The 23086-nt window shown below is 58.9% G+C and carries 21 protein-coding genes; 3 read left to right on the forward strand and 18 right to left on the reverse strand.

Features of this window, described 5'->3' with window-relative positions; translation table 11 throughout:
* Window positions 1-42 precede the first annotated feature (42 nt).
* The 18 genes from rpsQ to rpoB form a co-directional block, all read right to left on the reverse strand.
* Window positions 43-315: a 30S ribosomal protein S17 gene (gene rpsQ / locus QP400_RS01510; RefSeq protein WP_040314863.1), complete on the reverse strand. Its 273-nt coding sequence runs from the start codon at window positions 313-315 to the stop codon at window positions 43-45.
* 5 nt (window positions 316-320) lie between these two features.
* Window positions 321-560, reverse strand: coding sequence for a 50S ribosomal protein L29 (gene rpmC / locus QP400_RS01515; protein ID WP_004805694.1), 240 nt, complete (start codon window positions 558-560; stop codon window positions 321-323).
* Window positions 560-979, reverse strand: a complete 420-nt coding sequence (rplP, locus tag QP400_RS01520; RefSeq protein ID WP_004805693.1) for a 50S ribosomal protein L16 — start codon at window positions 977-979, stop codon at window positions 560-562. Before rplP ends, rpmC begins: the two co-directional genes overlap by 1 nt.
* Before the next feature lie 3 nt (window positions 980-982).
* Complete coding sequence (gene rpsC, locus QP400_RS01525; RefSeq protein ID WP_285462449.1) at window positions 983-1822, reverse strand: 30S ribosomal protein S3; 840 nt, start codon at window positions 1820-1822, stop codon at window positions 983-985.
* On the reverse strand, window positions 1823-2191 hold the full coding sequence (gene rplV, locus QP400_RS01530) for a 50S ribosomal protein L22 (RefSeq protein WP_004805689.1): 369 nt from the start codon (window positions 2189-2191) through the stop codon (window positions 1823-1825).
* A 34-nt stretch (window positions 2192-2225) separates the two neighbouring features.
* Complete coding sequence (rpsS, locus tag QP400_RS01535; RefSeq protein ID WP_004805686.1) at window positions 2226-2507, reverse strand: 30S ribosomal protein S19; 282 nt, start codon at window positions 2505-2507, stop codon at window positions 2226-2228.
* Between the two features lie 14 nt (window positions 2508-2521).
* Window positions 2522-3358, reverse strand: coding sequence for a 50S ribosomal protein L2 (gene rplB / locus QP400_RS01540; protein ID WP_004805685.1), 837 nt, complete (start codon window positions 3356-3358; stop codon window positions 2522-2524).
* A gap of 23 nt (window positions 3359-3381) precedes the next feature.
* The gene (rplW, locus tag QP400_RS01545) at window positions 3382-3687 is read right to left on the reverse strand and encodes a 50S ribosomal protein L23 (RefSeq protein ID WP_004805684.1); all 306 of its coding nucleotides are present in this window, start codon (window positions 3685-3687) and stop codon (window positions 3382-3384) included.
* A complete protein-coding gene (gene rplD, locus QP400_RS01550; RefSeq protein ID WP_004805682.1) occupies window positions 3684-4334 on the reverse strand; it encodes a 50S ribosomal protein L4 in 651 nt (216 codons plus the stop codon). The genes rplW and rplD overlap by 4 nt, the downstream gene beginning before the upstream one ends.
* Before the next feature lie 2 nt (window positions 4335-4336).
* Window positions 4337-5005 (reverse strand): 50S ribosomal protein L3, encoded by a 669-nt coding sequence (rplC, locus tag QP400_RS01555; RefSeq protein WP_004805680.1) that lies wholly within the window; start codon window positions 5003-5005, stop codon window positions 4337-4339.
* 11 nt (window positions 5006-5016) lie between these two features.
* A complete protein-coding gene (gene rpsJ / locus QP400_RS01560) occupies window positions 5017-5325 on the reverse strand; it encodes a 30S ribosomal protein S10 (RefSeq protein ID WP_004805679.1) in 309 nt (102 codons plus the stop codon).
* A 293-nt stretch (window positions 5326-5618) separates the two neighbouring features.
* A complete protein-coding gene (gene pdxR, locus QP400_RS01565; protein ID WP_004805676.1) occupies window positions 5619-7019 on the reverse strand; it encodes a MocR-like pyridoxine biosynthesis transcription factor PdxR in 1401 nt (466 codons plus the stop codon).
* 82 nt (window positions 7020-7101) lie between these two features.
* On the reverse strand, window positions 7102-8292 hold the full coding sequence (gene tuf / locus QP400_RS01570) for an elongation factor Tu (RefSeq protein ID WP_004805674.1): 1191 nt from the start codon (window positions 8290-8292) through the stop codon (window positions 7102-7104).
* 126 nt (window positions 8293-8418) lie between these two features.
* The gene (gene fusA / locus QP400_RS01575; RefSeq protein WP_004805673.1) at window positions 8419-10536 is read right to left on the reverse strand and encodes an elongation factor G; all 2118 of its coding nucleotides are present in this window, start codon (window positions 10534-10536) and stop codon (window positions 8419-8421) included.
* A 67-nt stretch (window positions 10537-10603) separates the two neighbouring features.
* Entirely contained in the window at window positions 10604-11074 is a 471-nt protein-coding gene (gene rpsG, locus QP400_RS01580; protein ID WP_004805670.1) for a 30S ribosomal protein S7, read from the reverse strand.
* Window positions 11075-11077: 3 nt separating this feature from the next.
* A complete protein-coding gene (rpsL, locus tag QP400_RS01585) occupies window positions 11078-11449 on the reverse strand; it encodes a 30S ribosomal protein S12 (protein WP_004805669.1) in 372 nt (123 codons plus the stop codon).
* 352 nt (window positions 11450-11801) lie between these two features.
* A complete protein-coding gene (locus tag QP400_RS01590; protein WP_004805666.1) occupies window positions 11802-15698 on the reverse strand; it encodes a DNA-directed RNA polymerase subunit beta' in 3897 nt (1298 codons plus the stop codon).
* Window positions 15699-15707: 9 nt separating this feature from the next.
* The gene (rpoB, locus tag QP400_RS01595; RefSeq protein ID WP_004805663.1) at window positions 15708-19202 is read right to left on the reverse strand and encodes a DNA-directed RNA polymerase subunit beta; all 3495 of its coding nucleotides are present in this window, start codon (window positions 19200-19202) and stop codon (window positions 15708-15710) included.
* A 478-nt stretch (window positions 19203-19680) separates the two neighbouring features.
* Between rpoB and QP400_RS01600 the strand changes: the two genes are divergently transcribed.
* From QP400_RS01600 to QP400_RS01610, 3 genes are all read left to right on the forward strand, one after another.
* Window positions 19681-21153: a glycosyltransferase family 4 protein gene (locus QP400_RS01600; RefSeq protein ID WP_160309226.1), complete on the forward strand. Its 1473-nt coding sequence runs from the start codon at window positions 19681-19683 to the stop codon at window positions 21151-21153.
* An 88-nt stretch (window positions 21154-21241) separates the two neighbouring features.
* Entirely contained in the window at window positions 21242-22147 is a 906-nt protein-coding gene (locus QP400_RS01605) for an ABC transporter permease (protein WP_004805659.1), read from the forward strand.
* Complete coding sequence (locus QP400_RS01610) at window positions 22131-23039, forward strand: ABC transporter ATP-binding protein (RefSeq protein WP_004805657.1); 909 nt, start codon at window positions 22131-22133, stop codon at window positions 23037-23039. The genes QP400_RS01605 and QP400_RS01610 overlap by 17 nt, the downstream gene beginning before the upstream one ends.
* The last annotated feature ends 47 nt before the right edge of the window (window positions 23040-23086 follow it).

The following is a 23086-nucleotide window of genomic DNA, read 5'->3' on the forward strand; positions in this document are numbered from 1 at the left end:
TTGTGGCCCGGGAGAGCTCCCGGGCCACAACATTAGAGCAGCTTACTTAGCGCGCTCTAGGATTTCGGCGACGCGCCAGCGCTTTGTCTTGGAAAGCGGGCGGGTCTCCATGATGAGGACGTAATCGCCGATTCCGGCCTCATTGTTTTCGTCGTGTGCCTTGACCTTCTTGGTCTTGGTAACGACCTTGCCGTACAGAGCGTGCTTAGAACGCTCCTCCAGTTCGACCACAACGGTCTTCTCCATTTTGTCGGAGACGACGTAGCCGCGGCGAACCTTGCGCTGGTTACGCTCTTCGTTTACAGTCTCGCTCATATTGCTCACTTACCTGCCTCGGGCGCGGTGCGGATGCCAAGCTCCCGCTCACGCGCAATTGTGTAAATACGGGCGATGTCGCGGCGCAGTGCGCGGACCCGGCCATTGTCGGCACCGGAACCGGTCGCAATCTGGAAGCGCAGGTTGAACAGCTCGGCCTTAGCCTTATCGAGCTCTTCAGCCAGCTGCGCCTCGTCCATCATGTCGAGGTCGGCTGCAGTTAGACCCTTCGATCCTTTAGGCATTAGCGGTCACCACCTTCACGAGTGACGAAGCGAGTCCGCATCGGCAGCTTGTGCTGCGCACGACGGAGGGCCTCGCGAGCCACGTCTTCGGAAACACCAGCCAGTTCGAACATGATGCGGCCGGGCTTTACGTTTGCAACCCACCATTCGGGTGCGCCCTTACCGGAACCCATGCGGGTTTCAGCGGGCTTCTTGGTTAGCGGACGGTCCGGGAAAATGTTGATCCAAACCTTACCGCCACGCTTGATGTAGCGGGTCATGGCAATACGGGCAGCCTCAATCTGACGGTTGGTCACATAGTGGTGCTCGAGTGCCTGGATACCGAAATCGCCGAAGCTGATCTGGGTACCGCCCTTGGCTACACCGCGCCGATTGGGGCGATGCTGCTTACGGAACTTAACACGTCGAGGGATGAGCACGGCTCAGGCCTCCGTTTCTTTTTTCTCGGTAGCCGGAGCTTCAGCCTTGGGGGCCTCAGCTGCTTGCGCCTTGGCGTCCTGCTTCGGAGCCTGCTCCTTCGAAGCGTTCTGCTGGCGGTTGCCACCGCGTCCGCGGCGCTGGCCACGGCGATCGCCACGGCGACCACGCGGAGCGGCCTCAGCCTGCTGACGCGCGAATTCGCGTTCGGTCATATCGCCCTTGTAGATCCAAACCTTCACACCAATGCGGCCGAAGGTTGTGCGGGCTTCGTAGAAGCCGTAATCGATGTTGGCGCGAAGGGTGTGTAGCGGAACGCGACCTTCACGGTAGAACTCGCTACGGGACATTTCTGCGCCGCCCAGACGACCGGAGCACTGGACACGAATGCCCTTGGCGCCAGAACGCATGGCGGACTGCATGCCCTTGCGCATCGCACGACGGAACGACACACGAGCGGAAAGCTGCTCGGCAATGCCCTGAGCAACCAGCTGAGCGTCGATCTCGGGGGACTTTACTTCCAAGATGTTGAGCTGGACGCGCTTGCCGGTCAGCTTCTCGAGCTGATCGCGCAGACGATCGGCCTCTAGGCCGCGGCGTCCAATAACAATGCCCGGACGAGCAGTGTGCAAGTCGATGCGGACACGATCGCGGGTGCGCTCGATGTCGATCTTCGAAATGCCTGCACGTTCGAGTTCGCCCTCCATCATGCGACGGATGGCAACATCTTCCTTGACGAAGTCAGAGTAACGCTGACCCGGCTTGGTCGAATCGGCGAACCAGCGGGAGCGGTGGTCCGTCGTGATGCCGAGACGGAACCCTGTGGGGTTAACCTTCTGACCCATTTATCGGACCTCTTCCTTCTTGTCGTCAGCGCCAACTACCACGGTGATGTGGGAGGTGCGCTTCAAAATGCGGCCTGCGCGGCCCTGGGCGCGGGGCTGGAACCGTTTCATGGTTGGCCCTTCGTCTACCCAAGCGGCGCGAACAACCAGATCCTCAAGCTTTAGGTTCTGGCCGTTTTCTTCGGCCTGGTACTTTGCGTTGAAAATTGCGCTGTGTAGCACCTTGCGGACGTCTTCGGCGACCGCCTGGGGTGCATAACGCAGCACGTCGTAGGCCTGTAGGGCACGCTTACCGCGAATCTCGTTCACGACGCGACGTGCCTTCATCGGCGTGGAGCGCACGAATCGCGCTTGCGCCTTGGCTTCCATCGTTTTGCCTCAATTCTTCCAGTAGATGGGTTGCCTAGCGAAGGCGACCCTTGCGGTCGTCCTTGTCGTGACCCCTGAAGGTACGGGTGGGGGCGAATTCGCCCAACTTGTGCCCGACCATTGCTTCGGTCACGTAAACAGGAACGTGCTTACGACCGTCGTGCACAGCGAAAGTCAGCCCGATGAAATCGGGGGTGATGACGCTGCGGCGCGACCAGGTTTTGATTACATTCTTGGAGCCAGATTCGACGGCGGCATCGACCTTTTTCATTAGGTGATCGTCGACGAAGGGGCCCTTCTTCAAACTACGTGGCATCGTCTAACTCCTAATCAGCGCTTCTTGCCGGTCCGGCGACGACGCACAATGAGCTTGTCGCTGGGCTTGTTCGGACGGCGGGTGCGGCCTTCGGGCTTGCCCCAAGGCGACACTGGGTGACGGCCACCGGAAGTGCGGCCTTCGCCACCACCGTGCGGGTGATCGATCGGGTTCATAGCGACACCGCGAACCTTCGGGCGGCGTCCCTTCCAACGCAGACGACCGGCCTTGCCCCAGTTGATGTTGATCTGCTCGGCGTTGCCAACCTGACCAACGGTAGCGCGGCAATCGGCCTCAACGTTGCGGATTTCGCCGGAGGGCATACGCAGCTGAGCGAAGCGGCCTTCCTTAGCTACTAGCTGCACGGAGGAGCCAGCGGAGCGGGCAATCTTGGCGCCGCCGCCGGGCTTCAGCTCTACAGCGTGCACAACAGTACCTAGCGGAATGTTGCGAAGCGGCAGGCAGTTGCCGGGCTTGATATCAGCGCTTGGGCCTTGCTCGATCTGGTCGCCCTGCTTCACACCTGCGGGGTGCAGGATGTAACGCTTTGCGCCATCTGCGAAGTGCAGAAGAGCAATGTTGGCCGTGCGGTTCGGATCGTATTCAATGTGTGCGACCTTAGCCGGGATGCCGTCCTTATCGTGACGACGGAAGTCGATCACGCGATACTGGCGCTTGTGGCCGCCGCCGCGACGGCGAGCAGTCACGCGACCGTAAGAGTTACGGCCACCAGTCTTAGTTAGCGGACGGAGAAGCGACTTCTCGGGTGTCGACCTGGTAAGTTCCGAAAAGTCAGACACCGAGGAGAAGCGGCGACCCGGGGTCGTCGGCTTGTATTTGCGGATTCCCATGTTATTCCTCTATTTCCCCCGGCTCAGGCAACCGAATCGCCAAAGATGTCGATGGTGCCTTCGCGCAGCGTGACAATCGCGCGCTTGGTGTCCTTGCGCTTGCCATAGCCGGTGCGGGTGCGAACGCGCTTGCCCTGGCGGTTGATCGTGTTCACCGAGGCAACCTTGACGCCGAAGATGGATTCAATAGCGGCCTTGATAGCCGGCTTCTTCGCGGACTTTTCCACCTCGAAGGTGTACTTGCCCTGATCCATCAGGCTGTAGGCCTTTTCGGAAACGATCGGCGCGATGATGATGTCGCGTGGATTCCTATGCTTTTCGAGGCTCACTTGTCTTCCTCCTTGCCTTTGCCCAGGAACTTGTCGAGGGCGGCGGTGGTGAAGATGACATCGTCAGCGTCAACTACGTCGTAGGTGTTCAGCTGGTCTGCCCAGAGGAAGGTAACTTCCTGCAGGTTCGACAGCGAGGACGCGGTGGACAGCTCTTCGCGATCCAGGACTACTAGCGGGTGACGCTCTGCAACCAGAGCCTCAACAACAGCCTTAGCAGCCTTGGTCTTCGGAGTGGCATCCACATCCATGAACTTGGAGACGACGTGCATACGGTCCTTGCGGAAGCGATCCGAAAGAGCCGAGTACAGAGCGCCAAGCTTCATCTTCTTGGGGGTCCGCTGGGAGTAGTCGCGAGGCTGAGGGCCGTGAGAGACACCGCCGCCAACCCACTGCGGGGAGCGGATGGATCCCTGACGAGCACGACCGGTGCCCTTCTGCTTCCAAGGCTTCTTGCCGCCACCGCGGACGTTGCCACGGGTCTTGGTGGCGTGGGTGCCCTGACGGGCAGCAGCCAACTGGGCGACGACGACCTGGTGAATCAGCGGAATGTTGAGTTCGCGGTCGAAGATTTCGGCCGGAAGTTCATAAGTGCCGGTGGCCTTGCCTTCGGCATCCACAATGTCGATAGTCAGTTTCTCAGACATGTTCACGCACCCTTCACGGCAGTGCGGACCACAACGATCCCGTTCTTGGGACCGGGGATGGCGCCGGTGATGAGCAGGATGCCCTTTTCGGCGTCAACTGCGTGGACCGTCAGATTCTGGATGGTCCGGCGGGCGGAGCCCATGCGGCCGGCCATACGCAGGCCCTTGAAAATGCGGCCTGGAGTTGCACAAGCGCCGATAGAACCGGGCTTGCGGTGGATACGGTGGGCACCGTGGCTTGCGGGGCCGCCACCGAAGCCGTGACGCTTCATGACGCCTGCGAAGCCCTTACCCTTGGTCTTGCCAGTGACGTCGACCTTGGTGCCGGCCTCGAAGACGTCGGCAGCCAGTTCCTGGCCGAGTTCGTATTCGCCAGCATCGGGGGTACGGATTTCCACAATGTGACGGCGGGGGGCTACCCCAGCCTTCTCAAAATGTCCCTTTAGGGGCTTGGTGACCTTACGGGGGTCCAGCTCGCCGAAGGCTAGCTGAATTGCCTCGTAACCATCCGTCTCGTTGTTACGGATCTGGCTCACCACGTTCTTTTCAACCTGCACGACTGTGATGGGGACTAGTTTCTTGTCCTGATCCCACACCTGAGTCATGCCTAGCTTGCGGCCGAGAAGTGCCTTCACGGGCACTGCGGGCGCAGTCTGCTTTAGCGTGCTCATGGCAGAGTTCCTCAGAGTTTGATCTCAATGTTGACGTCAGCGGGCAGATCGAGTCGCATGAGCGAATCTACTGCCGTGGGCGTCGGGTCAATGATGTCGATTAGACGCTTGTGCGTGCGCATTTCAAAATGCTCACGGCTGTCCTTGTACTTGTGCGGCGACCGAATAACGCAGAACACGTTCTTTTCGGTCGGCAGGGGCACTGGGCCCACCACGGTGGCGCCGGCGCGCGTGACCGTGTCGACGATCTTGCGGGCCGAAGAGTCGATGACCTCGTGGTCATAGGACTTCAGCCGGATGCGGATTTTCTGTCCCGCCATGCCGTCATACCTCTATCTTTGATGTCGTATTTTGCCGACCCACGCACTCGGGCGTGTCGCATATGTTCTGCGGCGCCGAGTTTGTGGTTTCTCCTTATCTAACAGCCTCGTCTGCTCTTTCGAGCAGTTATGACTGCCGGTTTTCCAAAGCGGGCGCACGAATGCGCCATTTCGGAAGACCGGTTATCTACAATAACAGTCTTCGCCCTCGCATAAAAGGCGGTTTCTGTGTGAGTTGTACCGCTACCCGTACTCGGGCGTGTCGCGCGGGGGCGATTGAGCGGAGCGCTCCCCTATTTTGGCCTGGGAGAACAGGCCTGGACTAGCCGATCAACGGCTATCTGGAATTCTTCTTCTTTCAGCGCTCCCACTCCTACCATCAGGCCCACATGCCAGGATGCCTCTCCCCAATAATCGTGCAGCCCGCGCACCCGCAACCCCGCTTCTTCGCAGCGCGACACCAGGGCGCCCTCGGGGTAGGACGACGTCGTAAGCGCAGCGTTCAAGCCAGAGGCCTGGGCCAAAATCCGTACCCCCGGCACCCTCTCCAGAGACTCCCGCAATGTCTTAGAGCGAGCTTTGTACAGACGGCGCATCCTTCGCGTATGCCTAGCAAGTTCTCCGGACGAAACGTATGCCGCCAATGCCTGCGCCGTGATGGAACTAACCGGATTTCCTAATCCCGACCGTACTTTTGCCATCTTCTGGAACAGCGGCTTAGGAGCACTCAACCACCCCGCAGACATGCGCGGAGTCAGCAAAGTAGAGAACGTCCCCAGCAAGATCACATGCGGGTCGGCAGGGTCATCTAGCGATGCCAGCGCCGGCAAGGGAGCCGAAACGTGCCTCAGCAGCGAGTCGTAGTCGTCCTCTACCACCACTACCCTTCTGGTGCGGGCCCACTCCAGGACCGCAAAGCGCCTAGAGGCGGACATGGATGCCCCTGCCGGATACTGATGCGAGGGGGTAACCACCAACAGGTCCAGATCCAGTCCCTCCAGAGCCCGAACCATGACACCTTCGTCGTCAATAGGCACGGCCACCACCTCGTGGCCAAGCAGTCGCACCACCGTGCGCAAATGGCGGTTACCCGGAGATTCAAAGCCCACTTTGGCGGGGCGTCCCTTCAAGTATCGAAACGTATGCAGCACCGTGGCTAGGCCGTCTCTAGCCCCGGAAGTAACCATGATATTTTGCGGCGAAACCACCACCGAACGCAGATGACGCAGATGCTCAGCCAGCACCTCTGGCAGGTCGAGCTCGTCCAGTAGTTTCGCTCCGCTTCGCCACGCCGCTCGCCAAGGCGCCTCTTGTAACGACGACTCAAAGGGTATACCGGGAAGCAACGAAAGCGAAGGCGAGCCCCCCACCTTTTGCTGAGGCCGTTTTTCCGGCTTGGCCTGGGCTAATGTTGGGTGCAAATCCTCCAACTGCGTACTAACCCGTGTACCCCCACCGCGCGTGGCTTCCAAATATCCCTCGGCTGCCAGTTGTTCGTACGCGGCAACAACTGAGCCGCGGGAGAGACGCAAAGATTTGGCCAGCGCCCGCGAGGAAGGCATAGTATCCCCAGCAATGAGCACTCCCCTGCCGATCGCCTTCCGCAGCTCACCGACGATCTGCGAGGGCAACGAAGCCGAATCCGCCCGATCCAGCTGGAGCGGCAAATCCACCTCAATGCGACTTCTACCCACTGCATCTCCTTACCCTTACACAAAAAGTGGGCCCACCTGCAATGCAGGCGGGCCCACTAGAGCTATTCGCTAATCGAAAAGCTTACTTCTCGATTTCGGTCACACGACCGGAGCCAACGGTGCGGCCACCCTCACGGATAGCGAAGCCGAGGCCAACTTCCATAGCGATCGGGTGAATCAGTTCAACCTCGATCTCGGTGGTGTCGCCAGGCATGACCATTTCCTTGCCCTCGGGCAGCTGGATGATACCGGTCACGTCAGTGGTACGGAAGTAGAACTGCGGGCGGTAGTTCGAGTAGAAGGACTTGTGGCGTCCGCCTTCTTCCTTCTTCAGGATGTAGACCTGACCCTTGAACTGGGTGTGAGGAGTGATCGAGCCGGGCTGGCAGACAACCTGGCCACGCTCAACATCTTCGCGCTTGGTGCCACGCAGCAGCAGACCACAGTTTTCGCCTGCCCAGGCTTCGTCCATGGTCTTGTGGAACATTTCGATGCCGGTGACGGTGGTCTTCTGGGTTTCGCGAATACCAACGATTTCGACTTCAGAGTTCAGAGCGAGCTTGCCGCGCTCTGCACGACCGGTCACAACGGTGCCACGGCCGGTAATGGTGAAGACGTCTTCGATCGGCATCAGGAACGGCTTGTCGAGGTCGCGCTCCGGAGTCGGGATGTACTCGTCGACTGCGTCCATCAGCTTCTCAATCTGAGCAACCCATTCCGGATCGCCTTCGAGGGCCTTCAGAGCGGAGATGCGGATTACAGGAGCGTTGTCGCCATCGAAATCCTGGGAGTTCAGCAGGTCGCGAACTTCTTCCTCGACCAGTTCCAGCATTTCTTCGTCATCAACCATGTCGGCCTTGTTCAGGGCGACGAGGATTACGGGCACACCGACCTGACGGGCGAGCAGAACGTGCTCGCGAGTCTGAGCCATCGGGCCATCGGTGGCGGCTACAACTAGGATTGCGCCGTCCATCTGAGCCGCACCGGTAATCATGTTCTTGATGTAGTCGGCGTGGCCGGGAGCATCTACGTGAGCGTAGTGACGCTTCTCGGTCTGGTACTCGACGTGGGAGACGTTAATGGTAATACCACGATCGCGCTCTTCAGGAGCGTTGTCGACCTCGTCGAACGGGGTGAACTCGTTCAGATCGGGGTACTTGTCGTGCAGCACCTTGGTGATAGCTGCAGTGGTAGTGGTTTTACCATGGTCAACGTGACCGATGGTGCCGACGTTTACGTGCGGCTTGGACTTGTCGTACTGGGCCTTAGCCACTTTTGTCCTCCTGGGACTCGGGTAGTTACTCTCAAATAAGCCTTTGGCTGATTATAAGCCTAACAGGCGAATGAGACCACTACGGGTTTGTTTTTAATTTTGTGTGCAGGATCAAACCCGCGGGTCCTACTCGCCCCGGGTCTTTGCAATGATTTCGTCAGCAACGTTGCGAGGAACCTCGGCGTAGCTGTCGAACTCCATCGAGTATACTGCTCGGCCCTGCGTCTTCGACCGAAGGTCTCCGACATAACCGAACATTTCCGATAGAGGCACGGTTGCACGCACGATCTTAATGCCGTGCGCATCCTCCATAGCAGAAATACTGCCACGGCGAGAGTTCAGATCGCCAATCACATCGCCCATGTATTCCTCGGGGGTACGGACCTCGACGGCCATAACCGGCTCGAGCAGAACCGGGTTTGCCTTGCGAGCGCCCTCCTTGAAGACCATGGAGCCAGCGATCTTGAACGCCATTTCAGAGGAGTCCACGTCGTGGTATGCGCCATCAACCAGGGTGGCCTTCACACCGACGAGCGGGTATCCAGCAAGAATACCGGACTCCATTGCATCCTGAATACCGGCGTCAACCGACGGAATGTATTCGCGCGGAACACGACCACCGGTGATCTTGTCTTCGAAGATGTAAGTTTCTTCGCCATCGAGCGGTAGGGGCTCGAAGGAAACCTGCACCTTTGCGAACTGGCCGGAACCACCAGTCTGCTTCTTGTGAGTGTAGTCGACCTTTTCGACTGCCTTCTTGATGGTTTCGCGGTAAGCAACCATCGGAGCACCGACGTTTGCTTCAACCTTGAACTCGCGACGCATGCGGTCGACGAGGACGTCCAGGTGAAGCTCGCCCATACCACCAATAACGGTCTGGCCGGTTTCTTCGTCTAGGCGCACAGTGAAGGTCGGGTCTTCTTCTGCCAGCTTCTGGATAGCAGTACCCAGCTTTTCCTGGTCAGCCTTCGACTTCGGCTCGATAGCGACGTGGATAACCGGATCCGGGAACGACATCGACTCAAGAATGATCTGCTTCTGCTGGTCAGAAAGGGTGTCACCAGTGGTGGTTTCCTTCAGACCGATGAAAGCGTAAATGTGACCTGCGTGCGCCTCGTCCACCTGGTTCTCGTGGTTGGAGTGCATCTGGAAGATCTTGCCAATGCGCTCGCGCTTTTCCTTGGTGGAGTTAGCAACCTGGTCGCCGGCGTTGATCTTACCGGAGTAGACGCGGACGTAGGTCAGCTTGCCATAGAAGGGGTGAACCGCAACCTTGAACGCCAGCGCCGCGAAGGGCTCGTTCTCGTCAGGCTTACGGATCAGTTCCTCGTCCTCGTGACGCGGCTCGAAGCCGTGCACCGGAGGAACATCGAGCGGCGAGGGCAGGAAGGCCAGCACGCCGTCCAGCATCGGCTGGACACCCTTGTTCTTGAATGCGGAACCGGCGAATACCGGGTAGACCTCGGAAGCGATAGTACGCTGACGCAGACCAGCAATGATCTGCTCGTTGGTCAGCTCACCGGTCTCGAGGTAGGTCTCCATGAGTTCTTCAGAAGACTCAGCTGCGATCTCGACGGCCTCTTCGCGCAAAGAAGCAGCCTTGTCGGCTAGCTCTGCGGGAATCTCGGATTCTTCGACAACCGAACCGAAGGTGTCGTTGCCATCGGCATCCTTTTCAGGGAAGTGCAGGGCCTTCATACGTAGGACGTCAACGACGCCCTCGAAATCGTGCTCTGCGCCGATCGGGAAGGTGATGACGACGGGGGTAGCGTGCAGACGCTCGCGAATGGTACCCACGGAGTAATCGAAGTCCGCACCCAGCTTGTCCATCTTGTTGACGAAGCAGATACGGGGGACGTTGTACTTGTCAGCCTGACGCCACACGGTCTCGGACTGAGGCTCAACGCCTTCCTTACCGTCGAACACGGCAACAGCACCGTCGAGAACACGCAGGGAGCGCTCTACCTCGACAGTGAAGTCAACGTGGCCGGGGGTGTCGATGATGTTGATCTGGTTTTCTTTCCAGAAGCAGGTGGTCGCAGCAGAAGTAATGGTAATGCCACGTTCCTTTTCCTGGTCCATCCAGTCCATGGTGCCTGCGCCATCGTGGGTTTCACCAATCTTGTAATTGATGCCTGTGTAGAACAGGATGCGCTCGGTCACGGTGGTCTTGCCGGCATCGATGTGAGCCATGATGCCAATGTTGCGGACCTTAGTAAGGTCGGTAAGCACGTCTAGTGCCACTGGTGTTGTCCTAACTTGTTGACGAAACGGATAAAGAATCCGGTGGCCGTCGGCTTAACCCGGCGGATCACCAGCGGTAGTGAGCGAAAGCCTTGTTGGATTCGGCCATCTTGTGCATGTCCTCGCGCTTCTTCACAGAAGCCCCAAGGCCATTAGACGCATCCAGGATTTCGTTCATCAGACGATCAGTCATGGTGCCTTCACGGCGCTTGCGAGAAAAGTCTACCAACCAACGCAACGCTAGAGTAGTTGCACGGTTCGGCTTTACCTCGACAGGCACCTGGTAGGTGGCGCCACCGACGCGGCGAGAACGAACTTCGAGGGACGGACGGATGTTGTCAAGCGCGCGCTTCAGAACGGCAACCGGATCCTGATCCGTCTTGCCGCGAACACCTTCGAGGGCGTTGTAAACGATGCGCTCAGCCAGCGACTTCTTGCCATCAAGAAGAACGCGGTTAACCAGCTGAGTGACGATGGTCGAGCCGTAGACCGGGTCAACGGCCAGAGGGCGCTTGGGAGCGGGACCTTTACGAGGCATTTACTACTTCTCCTTCTTTGCGCCGTAGCGGGAACGAGCCTGCTTGCGGTCGCGTACACCCTGGGTGTCTAGCGAGCCGCGGACAATACGGTAGCGGACACCGGGAAGGTCCTTCACACGGCCACCGCGCACCAGCACGATGGAGTGTTCCTGAAGGTTGTGGCCTTCGCCGGGAATGTACGCCGAAACTTCGATGCCAGACGAAAGGCGCACACGGGCAACCTTACGCAGAGCGGAGTTCGGCTTCTTCGGGGTGGTGGTGTACACGCGGGTGCACACGCCACGGCGCTGCGGGGAGCCTTTAAGCGCAGGTGTGGACACCTTGCTACGCCTGGACTGACGACCCTTGCGCACCAACTGCTGAATAGTAGGCACTACGTCTCCGTTGTTTAGAAAATGAAATGATTAAGTTTAGCTCCGGCGTCCTTGGGAAATCCCTAACTTTTGATTACCGCCCCAGGGCAGCGTTCACCGCCAGGGGCCGGCCCGCCCAGACTGGCTGTACTGGAACGTCCGGAGCCTCAACGGTAGAAGCCCGATGCCGCTTGCTGCGGCGTAAAGCGGTAACCCGACGCATCGGGTACCAGCGTCAAGATTACGGCAATAGGCCTGGTGCGTCAAAGGTTCCTTGCCCTTGTGTGAGCAACCTGACGCTACCGCTGGCCTCCTTGTTCTTAAAAGCAAAAGGCCCGGAGCCCCATATGGGATTCCGGGCCTTCGCAGCTATTTACAGACCGTTGCGGAAGGCGGTTTCGAAGTTGATTCCTGCCAAGAAATCATCGTCTACCTCGCCTACGCGGAAGTCATCTTCAGACCAGCCAACGTTAGCCATCGCCTCGGCGGTGGGCTCTACGTTCACGTGCTGGTAGTTGCTCAGGCCGGTACCGGCCGGGATCAACTTACCAAGGATAACGTTTTCCTTGAGGCCGAGCAGCGGATCGTCCTTGCCGTTCATAGCAGCTTCTGTCAGGACCTTGGTGGTTTCCTGGAAGGATGCTGCAGATAGCCAAGAATCCGTTGCCAGCGACGCCTTGGTGATACCCATCAGCTCAGGACGGCCCGCAGCGGGCTTGCCGCCCTCGGCCACGGTCCGCCTGTTCTCGTCGCGGAAACGCATAGTGTCTACCAGTTCGCCGGGCAGCAACTTGGTGTCGCCCGAATCCAGCACGGTCACGCGGCGCAGCATCTGGCGCACAATGACTTCGACGTGCTTGGCGTGAATATCCACGCCCTGGGAACGGTACACTTCCTGCACTTCGTCAACCAACTGCTTCTGGGTGGCGTTCACGCCGAGGACGCGCAGCACCTTCTTGGGGTCTACACGGCCTTCGACCAACTGCTGTCCGACGCCCACATGGTCGCCGTCCTTTACCAGCAGCTTCTGGCGGCGCGAAACCTCGATCTCGAGGTCGGCTTCACCGTCGTCGCGGGTAATGGTAACCACGCGCGGGCCGTCTGCTTCGTCGACGATCTTCACGCGGCCGGCGGCCTCGGTGATCGCAGCTTCACCCTTCGGGGTACGAGCTTCGAAGAGCTCCTGCACACGGGGCAGACCCTGGGTAATGTCCGAAGCACCAGCAGCACCACCGGTGTGGAACGTACGCATCGTCAGCTGAGTACCGGGCTCACCAATGGACTGGGCGGCGATAATGCCTACGGCCTCACCGATGTCCACACGCTTGCCGGTGGCGAGCGAACGCCCGTAACAAGCAGCACAGGTACCAACTGAGGACTCGCAAGTCAGCACGGAACGCACCTTGATGGTGGTGATTCCAGCATCGATCAGCTTGTCGATCAGCGCGTCGCCCACATCTGCGCCGGCCTCGGCAACAACGTTGCCATCCGCGTCCACGGCATCCTTCAGAAGGGTACGCGCAAATGCGGTGGTCTCGACGATGTCAGAACGCACTGCCTTGCCGTCCTCGCCAATGGAACCAATGTTCATGGTCAGGCCGCGGCGGGTGCCACAGTCTTCTTCGCGAACGATGACATCCTGAGACACGTCAACCAGACGACGGGTCAGGTAACCGGAGTCTGCGGTACGCAGCGCCGTGTCAGCCAGACCCTTACGGGCGCCGTGGGTTGCGGTGAAGTATTCCAGAACCGTTAGGCCTTCGCGGTAGTTGGACTTGATAGGACGCTCGATCAGCTTCTGCTTCGGGTCCGACACCAGGCCACGCATACCGGCGATCTGGCGGATCTGGTCCCAGTTACCACGGGCGCCAGAGGAGACCATGCGGAACACGGTGTTGCGAACCGGGAAGTTCGCGCGCATTGCCTCTGCAACCTTCGCAGTACATTCGGTCCAAATCGCCACAACTTCGCGGTAACGATCGTCGTCGGTAATCAGACCGAGGTCGTAGTTCGACTGCACGTCTGCTGCCCGCTTCTCGTAGTCGGCCAGAATTTCCTTCTTCACCTCGGGGCTGACAACGTCGCTGAACGCGATGGAAATACCAGACCAGGTAGACCAGTGGAAACCGGCTGCCTTCAGCGCATCCAAGGAGGCTGCGGTGACAACCTTCGGGTACCGCTCTGCCAGGGTGTTGACGATGGTGCCGAGCACCTTCTTGTCAACGACCTTGTCTACGAACGGGTAATCCACAGGCAAGGTCTCGTTCAAAATGGCGCGCCCGAGGGAAGTCTCCAGCACGACGGGATCCCCGTCCTGCCAGCCTTCCGGAGCCTGCCAATCGACCGGCGGGACAATGTCCTCAAAGCGGATGCGAGCCTTGGCATTCAGATCCAGTTCGCCCAGATCGAAGGCCATGATGGCTTCGGCTACAGAGGAGAAGTAACGCACAACCGGGTTGCCGTCCTCGTCCTTCTTTACCTCGACTGCCGGGTCGGGCTCAGAGGACAGGTGGAACAGGCCGATGATCATATCCTGCGAAGGCATGGTAACCGGACGGCCGTCAGACGGCTTCAGGATGTTGTTTGCGGACAGCATCAAGATGCGGGCTTCAGCCTGCGCCTCAGCACCCAGCGGCAAGTGGACTGCCATCTGGTCACCGTCGAAGTCGGCGTTGAACGCACCACATACCAGCGGGTGCAGCTGAATAGCCTTACCTTCAACCAGTACCGGTTCGAACGCCTGAATGCCTAGACGGTGCAGCGTAGGTGCACGGTTCAGCAGCACGGGGTGCTCGCGAATGACTTCGTCCAGCACATCCCACACTTGCGAGCGCTGGCGTTCCACCATGCGCTTTGCAGCCTTCACGTTCTGGGCGTAGTTGTGGTCGACCAGACGCTTCATTACGAAGGGCTTGAACAGTTCCAGGGCCATCTGCTTGGGCAGGCCACACTGGTGCAGGTGCAGCTGCGGACCAACCACGATGACTGAACGGCCCGAGTAGTCCACGCGCTTGCCCAGCAGGTTCTGACGGAAACGACCCTGCTTACCCTTCAGCATGTCCGAAAGGGACTTCAGCGGGCGGTTGCCGGGGCCCGAAACCGGGCGGCCACGACGACCGTTGTCGAACAGGGCGTCGACCGACTCCTGCAACATGCGCTTTTCGTTGTTGATGATGATCTCGGGAGCGCCCAGATCAAGCAGTCGCTTCAGACGGTTGTTGCGGTTGATCACGCGACGGTACAGATCGTTCAGGTCCGAGGTCGCAAAACGGCCACCGTCCAGCTGCACCATTGGGCGCAGATCCGGCGGGATGACCGGGATGCAATCCAGCACCATGCCCTGCGGCGAGTTGCCGGTGCGCAGGAAGGCGTTTACTACCTTCAGACGCTTCAGAGCGCGGGTCTTCCGCTGGCCGGTGTTGGTAGCGATGGTTTCGCGCAGTGCTTCTGCTTCGCCCTCGAGGTCGAAGTTTTCGAGGCGCTTCTGCACGGCAGCCGCGCCCTTCGAACCCTTGAAGTAGATTCCGTAGCGCGAATCCAGCTCGCGGTACATCAGTTCGTCGCCCTCTAGGTCACCGACCTTCAAGTTTACGAACTTGTCCCACATGTCGTCAAGGCGCTTCAGGGTCTGCTCTGCCTTGCGGCGGATCTGCCCCATTTCCTTGTCGGCGGCCTTCTTCAGCTTGTCCAGCTGAGCCTTGGTGGGCTTGCCTTCGGCCTCCAGCGTGGCCAGATCCTTCTCGAGCTTCTCAGCTCTGCGGTTAATAGCAGAGTCAACGCCCTCTGAAACGCGCTTGATTTCAACATCCAGCTCGTTGCGCAGCGACGGCATATCTGCATGCCTGGCCTCTTCGTCTACCTCGGTGATCATGTAGGCAGCGAAGTAGATGACCTTCTCTAGGTCCTTCGGAGCCAGATTCAGCAGGTAGCCGAGGCGGGAAGGCACACCCTTGAAGTACCAGATGTGAGTAACCGGGGCGGCCAGTTCAATGTGGCCCATGCGCTCACGGCGCACGTTCGACTTGGTTACCTCTACGCCACAGCGTTCACAAATGATGCCCTTGTACCGCACGCGCTTGTACTTGCCACACGCACATTCCCAGTCGCGGGTAGGTCCGAAGATCCGCTCGCAGAACAGGCCGTCCTTTTCGGGCTTCAGAGTACGGTAGTTGATGGTCTCGGGCTTCTTTACCTCGCCGTGAGACCAGCCGCGAATATCTTCTGCAGTAGCAAGACCAATGTGTAGTTTTTCAAATGCCTTTGCGTCCATACCGACTCCTTAAATCTCATCCAGCGTGGAAGATGCAGCGTTCGGCCTAGCGCCAAGGTTGATCCCCAGCTCCTCGGTTGCACGGCCAGCATCGTCCTCTTCGTCGCGCAGCGAAACCGCTGTGCCTTCTGCGTCAAGTGCCTCAACGTTCAGGCACAGAGAACGCATTTCCTGGATGAGCACGCGGAACGATTCGGGGATACCCGGTTCCGGAATGTCGTCACCCTTTACGATCGCCTCGTAAACCTTCACGCGCCCGACGATGTCGTCAGACTTCACGGTTAGCAGTTCCTGCAAGGCGTAGGCGGCACCGTATGCCTCCATTGCCCAAACTTCCATTTCGCCGAAACGCTGGCCGCCGAACTGCGCCTTACCACCCAGCGGCTGCTGAGTAATCATCGAGTACGGGCCGGTCGAACGGGCGTGGATCTTGTCGTCAACCAAGTGGTGTAGCTTCAGCATGTACTTGTAGCCGACCGCGATGCGGTACGGGAACGGTTCGCCGGAGCGGCCGTCGAACAGCTGAGCCTTGCCCAGGTCGTTGACCATGCGCACGCCGTCGCGGTTAGGCAGAGTGCAGGTGAGCAGGCCGTTGAGTTCTTCCTGCTGCACGCCGTCGAACACCGGGGTGGCCAGCAGCGAACGTGCCGGGGCCTTCAGGCCGTCCTTCGGCAGTAGCTTGGTCCACTCTTCGTTGTTCTTCAGGGCCTCGGTAGCGTCCCAACCCTGCGAAGCGATCCACCCAAGGTGCATCTCTAGTACCTGGCCGACGTTCATACGGCCGGGCACGCCCAGCGGGTTCAGGATAATGTCAACCGGGGTGCCATCTTCCATGAACGGCATGTCCTCGACCGGCAGAATCTTCGAAACAACACCCTTGTTACCGTGACGACCAGACATCTTGTCGCCAACGGTAATCTTGCGGCGCTGCGCAACGTAGACGCGCACCATGTGCTTTACGCCCGGGGGTAATTCGTCCTCTTCGTCATTGAATTCGCGTACGCCAATGACGATGCCGGATTCGCCGTGAGGAACACGCATCGAGGTGTCGCGCACCTCGCGTGCCTTCTCGCCGAAGATGGCGCGCAGCAGACGCTCTTCCGAAGTCAGTTCGGTTTCGCCCTTAGGGGTGACCTTGCCAACCAGGATGTCGCCGGAAGTGACCTCTGCGCCAATGCGGATGATGCCGCGCTCGTCTAGGTTGGCCAGGGCGTCCTCGCCAACGTTCGGGATGTCACGGGTAATTTCCTCAAGACCCAGCTTGGTTTCGCGAGCATCAATTTCGTGCTCTTCGATGTGGATCGAAGTGAGGACGTCGTCCTGCACCACGCGACGCGAAAGGATGATCGCGTCCTCGTAGTTCAGGCCTTCCCAAGACATGTAGGCAACTAGCAGGTTCTTACCGAGGGCGAGTTCGCCACCGTCGGTCGCAGGACCGTCGGCCAGCAGGTCGCCCTTTTCGACACGCTGGCCTACCTCTACAGCAACGTGCTGGTTAGAGCAGTTGCCGGGGTTCGAGCGCTCGAACTTTTCCAGCTTGTAAACCTGGTGGGTGCCGTCGTCATTTAGAACCGAGATCGCGTCCGCATCCAGTTCTTCAACGACGCCAGCCTTGGCGGCTACTACGGAATCGCCGGCGTCAATAGCGCAGCGGCGCTCCATGCCGGTGCCCACCATCGGGGCCTCAGTCTTCAGTAGCGGCACAGCCTGACGCTGCATGTTCGCGCCCATTAGTGCGCGGTTTGCGTCGTCGTGTTCCAGGAACGGAATCAGTGCGGTTGCAACCGAGCACATCTGACGTGCGGACACGTCAATGTAGTCGACGTCCTCGACGGGTACCAGTGCGGGGTCGCCGCCTGCGATACGGCAGACAACTTCTTCACCAAGAATGTTGCCCTCGTCGTCCATCGGGGTGGACGCCTGCGCAATGTAGCTGCCGTTCTCGTCGTCTGCAGTTAGATATTCCAGTTCGTCGGTGACCTTGCCGTCGACAACGCGACGGTACGGGGTTTCCACGAAACCGAAGGGGTTGATGCGCGCGTAGGATGCCAGCGAACCAATCAGACCAATGTTCGGGCCTTCAGGGGTTTCAATCGGGCACATGCGGCCGTAGTGGGACGGGTGAACGTCGCGGACTTCCATGCCTGCACGGTCACGGGATAGACCACCGGGGCCGAGGGCGGACAGACGGCGCTTGTGGGTAAGTCCAGCCAGCGGGTTGTTCTGGTCCATGAACTGCGACAGCTGCGAAGTACCGAAGAATTCCTTGATTGCCGCAACCACTGGGCGAATGTTGATCAGGGTCTGCGGGGTGATCGCTTCAACGTCCTGAGTGGTCATGCGTTCGCGCACGACCCTTTCCATACGGGACATACCGGTGCGCACCTGCACCTGGATCAGTTCGCCGACGGCGCGGATGCGACGGTTGCCGAAGTGATCGATGTCGTCGGTCTCTACGCGCATCTCGACTTCCTGGCCCTTGCGCACGCCGGGGAAGGTACGCTGGCCGGCGTGAATCGCTAGCAGGTACTTGAAGGCGGTGATGATGTCTTCAATGCGCAGGGTGGATTCGTCCAGAGAAGTTTCGATTCCCAGCTTCTTGTTGATCTTGTAGCGACCAACTTTTGCCAGATCGTAGCGCTTGTCGTTGAAGTAGAAGCCCTCTAGCAGCGACCGGCCAGCTTCAGCAGAAGCCGGTTCGCCCGGGCGGATCTTCCTGTAAATGTCAGTCTGGGCATCCTCGGTGGTGCGGATCGCTTCTGGATCCTTCTCGAGGGTTTCCAGCATTACCGGGTAGTCCTTGAATTCCGAGCGGATTTCCTCGGGGGTCATGCCGAGGGCGCGCAGGAAGATGGTGGCGGACTGCTTGCGCTTACGGTCGATGCGAACGCCAACGTTCTCGCGCTTGTCGATCTCCATCTCGAGCCAAGCACCCCTAGAGGGGATGAAGCGGCAGCCGAAGATGTCCTTGTCGGAGGTCTTGTCGGCAGTTCGTTCGAAGTAAACGCCGGGGCTACGAACCAGCTGGGAGACAACGACACGCTCAGTGCCGTTGATGATGAAGGTGCCGCGCGGAGTCATGAGTGGGAAGTCGCCCATGAACACGGTCTGCGACTTAATTTCGCCAGTGTTTTCGTTTACGAACTCGGCGGTGACGAACAGCGGAGCAGAGTAGGTGTAGTCCTTCTCTTTGCATTCGTCAATGGAGTACTTGGGCTGGTCGAAGTAGTATTCCCGGAACGACAGAGACATCGTCTCGCCAAAATCGCGAATAGGGCTGATTTCGGCGAACACTTCTTCGAGGCCGGACATCGCAGGCAGTTCGTTAGAACCGGATGCCTGAGATTCTTCGACCCTTTCCTTCCATGCTTCGTTTCCAAGCAGCCAATCGAAGGACTGCATCTGCAGGCCCAGCAGGTTGGGCAGCTGCATTGGTTCTTGAATTTGGTTGAATGAGATTCGGTGGCGTGCCACCGGTGCGTCTGAGGTGCTCAAGGCAGCCAAAGGTGTCCCTTCCTAAATGGATGGTTGCGCACGGCGTCGAACTGGCCCCTAACTGATACTGGGTTCAACCGCACTTTGCGCTCATTTAAATGCGGGACTTCCAGCTCACCTCGGACACAGAACACGCGAACTATTAGATTAGCTTTTTTATTACCAGGTGTCTATACTTGCCCTTTTCATTGTAGGCAGTTTCACAAGGTCATGGGGCTTTTTGCAGAGGGCGCCCTGCCCAGCCAGTCGCAGTTGGCGATATTCCGATAAAATTGGCAGTCGAAGAACTGCTCCCCGGATTGGAATGCTTATGCCCCTTGCTCCTTTGCTTCGGCAATTGCGGGCCGGCCTGTCGGCATTTCAGACAATGTTTGCGGACGACCCAGCTCTGCTTGCCCTGCAGGTTTGTCGTCGCCTCCCCTTGCCGGTGGCAAATGCCTTAAGCCCACTCACGCGAGTACTTCCTTCGGGGCAGACAATTGCTGCCATGCTGCAGCGGGATTTACAGAGGGCGGCGCAGACGGCACAGCCTAGCCCTCGCAATGGTTTTGAGGCAGCGGTGTGGGCGTTGGCGGGAATGTGCCCACCAAGGAAATACGGGCGCGCCTATGCGCGTTTTCTGCAGCGAATTGGGAAAATTCCGGAGGCCATCGATGCCGCTCCCCCGGCACTGCAATCCCGCCTGGTCGCAAACGCCGCAATCCAAACGGATGGTTTTGCTCTGCCTACCGCGGATCTGCCGGCTCGCACCTACCAGGTGCCGCAGGGCCGCCACCGCGCTTTGCACATTCTTACCAATTCCCTCCCCTTCACCCAATCTGGCTATTCCCTGCGCACTCACCAGGTGCTGCTGGCGCAGACACAGGCCGGTATCTCAGTGCGCGCCTTGACCCGCCTTGGATACCCCCTGATAATCGGCAAGGTTGCCACTTCTGACAGGCAGCAAATAGACGGTGTCGACTACGCCCGGATGCTGCCCGCTAGTTGGCCCAGGCTGTGGCCTGCCCGACTTGCCCGGTCTGCAAAAGAGGCCGCCATCGCCGCCAACTCTTTTGCCCCAAATGTCTTACACACCACCACCGACTTTAAGAATGCCTTGGTGACAGCTGCTCTGGCCAAGCGTTTCGACCTCCCCTGGGTTTACGAGATGCGCGGTGAGCTCGAAAGTACCTGGCTATCCAAACTGCCGGAAGAATATCGGGCGAGCGGCGAAACCAGCTGGTACTACCGGCACCTAGCCCGAAAAGAAACGCTGATGGCAGCAATGGCAGACGCCGTTGTCGTCCTCTCTGCCGTGCATAAACAAAGGCTGTGTGCCCGTGGGGTGGACGCGCACAAGATCTTCGTAGTGCCCAATCTGCCACTATCTCCTCCCGCCCAATGCACCCGCCTCCAGGCGCGCGCCCAGCTGGGCATTCCTGCTGATCGCAAACTGTTCGGCTCCATTTCTTCCATCGTCGCCTACGAAGGCCTAGAAACGGCTATCTATGCCCTGGCACAGCTGTGCCAGCGCGGCGAGGACGTCCATCTTGCACTCGTCGGTTCTGGCGAATCAGTCCCCGCGCTAAAGGCGCTGGCGGCCAAATGTCAGGTAGCGCACCGGGTCAGTTTCGTAGGCCGGGTATCCCCCGAACGGGCTCGCCTGTGGTACAAGGCGCTGGATTGTTTTGTGATTCCTAGGCGCGATGAGCCGGTAACCAGGACTGTCACACCCATTAAAGGCATGGAGGCGGTAGCGGCGGGCACGCCCCTCATCTGTTCCAATTTGCCCGCGTTAGCCGAGATCACGCCACCGTCCCCATCCGGCACTCTGGTTGAGGCTGCCAACGTGAGCGCCTGGGCGGATGCCGTCGCAAAAGTCTTGAACCATCCTGTTCCTGTCGCCGCGCCGCCGCTGCGGACGTGGGCCGACAATGCGCAAATATACGATCAAATCTACAAGAAAGTGCGGGGGATCTGATGTCTGGGAAACGGAAAAAAACAAGGCGCACGCAGACATCGTTGCCAACCCTCCTACCCGCCCTCGCAGTGTAGGAGGCGCCAGTGGCGTGAACGAGGATTTGAACAGTTGGCTTTCGGAAATAACGATCGATACTTCCCCATACGGCATCACTTATCTGGCCGACTGGAACTTGAAACCGGTGGTAGGCAGGCCGCCCCTGCGCACTTACATCAGCCAGCTGTGGGGGCGGCGCCACTTCATCTGGCAGAACGCTCGGGCAAGGGCTTTCGGCAAGTCTAAGAACATGCTTTTGGGGCATGCCTGGTTGATCTTGCATCCCCTGCTGGACATTGGCATTTACGGGCTGATGTTCGGCCTCCTCTTAAAGACTTCGCGAGGCGTACCGCGTTTCGTCGGTTATCTTGCCATTGGCGTTATCTTCTTCGCGTTCTTCACTTCCGCGCTCAACGGCGGGTCGAACCTGATCCGTGGCGGACGAAACCTAATTCGCGCATTCGCTTTTCCGAGGGCGGCGCTGGCGTTCTCGTTGGCCGTGCGCAACTTCGTCGATTCCCTCCCCACTATTGCCACGTTGTTGATCTGTCTAGCTATTGGGTACGGCACGGCGGCCGTAGGGCCCACGTGGTTCTTCCTAATTCCCCTGCTTGCCCTGCAACAGCTGTTTTGCACCGGCCTCATTCTGATCGGCGGCAAACTCTGCCACATGGTGCCTGACCTGGGAGCGCTGATCAACCTACTGTCGCGGTTCTGGTTTTACGGGTCGGGCATTTTCTTCTCGGTCAAGCGCTTCGAGCACATCCCGATCGCCGTGACACTGATGGAGTGGAATCCTGCATACCAATTCCTTACCGCCTACCGCGAGTGCCTGCTGTACGGCAGAGTGCCTGCGCTGTCGTTGTTCGGCACCATTGCGGCGTGGAGCATCGGCGTGTTCGTCTTTGGTTTTGTTTTCTTCTGGCAGCGGGAGGTCGAATATGGCCGAGAACGTTAAGACCGGGGTGGAGGTTCCACTTGGTTCCATATCAGTGCTGGTGAACAACATTTCTGTTACCTACAAGAGCGAGGTAAATGACGACCGTGCTCGGCGGCGGCATTCGCTTCCCACGAGGGCGCTAATGCGGGTGCTCGGGCGCAATCCGCGCCGCGAAGTGCATGCACTTAGGGACGTTTCTTTCGCCGTCCGGTCCGGCGAAGCAGTGGGATTGGTAGGGCTAAACGGCTCGGGTAAATCCACTTTGCTCCGCATTATTGCTGGCGTGGAGACCCCAAATTCCGGAGTGGTAAAGGCTTCTTCGCAACCCGTTTTGTTGGGAGTGTCGGCGGCACTTAGCCCGGATCTGTCCGGGTACCGGAATATAAAACTGGGGTGTTTGGCCATGGGCATGGAGCCGGCGCAGGTGCAGGAGGCAATCCCCCGAGTGGCGGCACTTGCCGATATTGGAGACGCTCTTTACCGTCCTATGCGTACTTATTCTTCCGGTATGGGCTCTAGGCTGCGTTTTGCTATTGCAACTGCCTCCCGGCCGGATATCTTGCTGATAGATGAGGCGCTCAACACCGGCGATGCCGCTTTTCGGGAACGTTCCGAGGACGCCATGACTAAGATGCGCCAAAACGCGGGCACGATGTTCTTGGTTTCTCATGCCGCGCAGACGGTAGAAGAGATGTGCACCAGAGCAATCTGGCTTCATAAGGGGCGCGTGATCCAGGACGGGGATGCCTACACGGTGGCGCGTAACTACCGCAAATGGTCGTGGCTGTTGGCTAAGAATCAGCACGAACAGGCACAGCAGATTTTTGCCGAAACGCTCGAGCAGTTCGAGGAACCAGATTTGGTGGAGCTTTCCCATATGGAAGGGACTATTAGGCGCCATGGCGCCTAGGACCGGTTCGTGCAATGCTTCTGTCTACAGATTGATTTTTGAATCGA

The organism is Winkia sp. UMB3158 (assembly GCF_030217145.1).
GTDB lineage: Bacteria > Actinomycetota > Actinomycetes > Actinomycetales > Actinomycetaceae > Winkia > Winkia anitrata.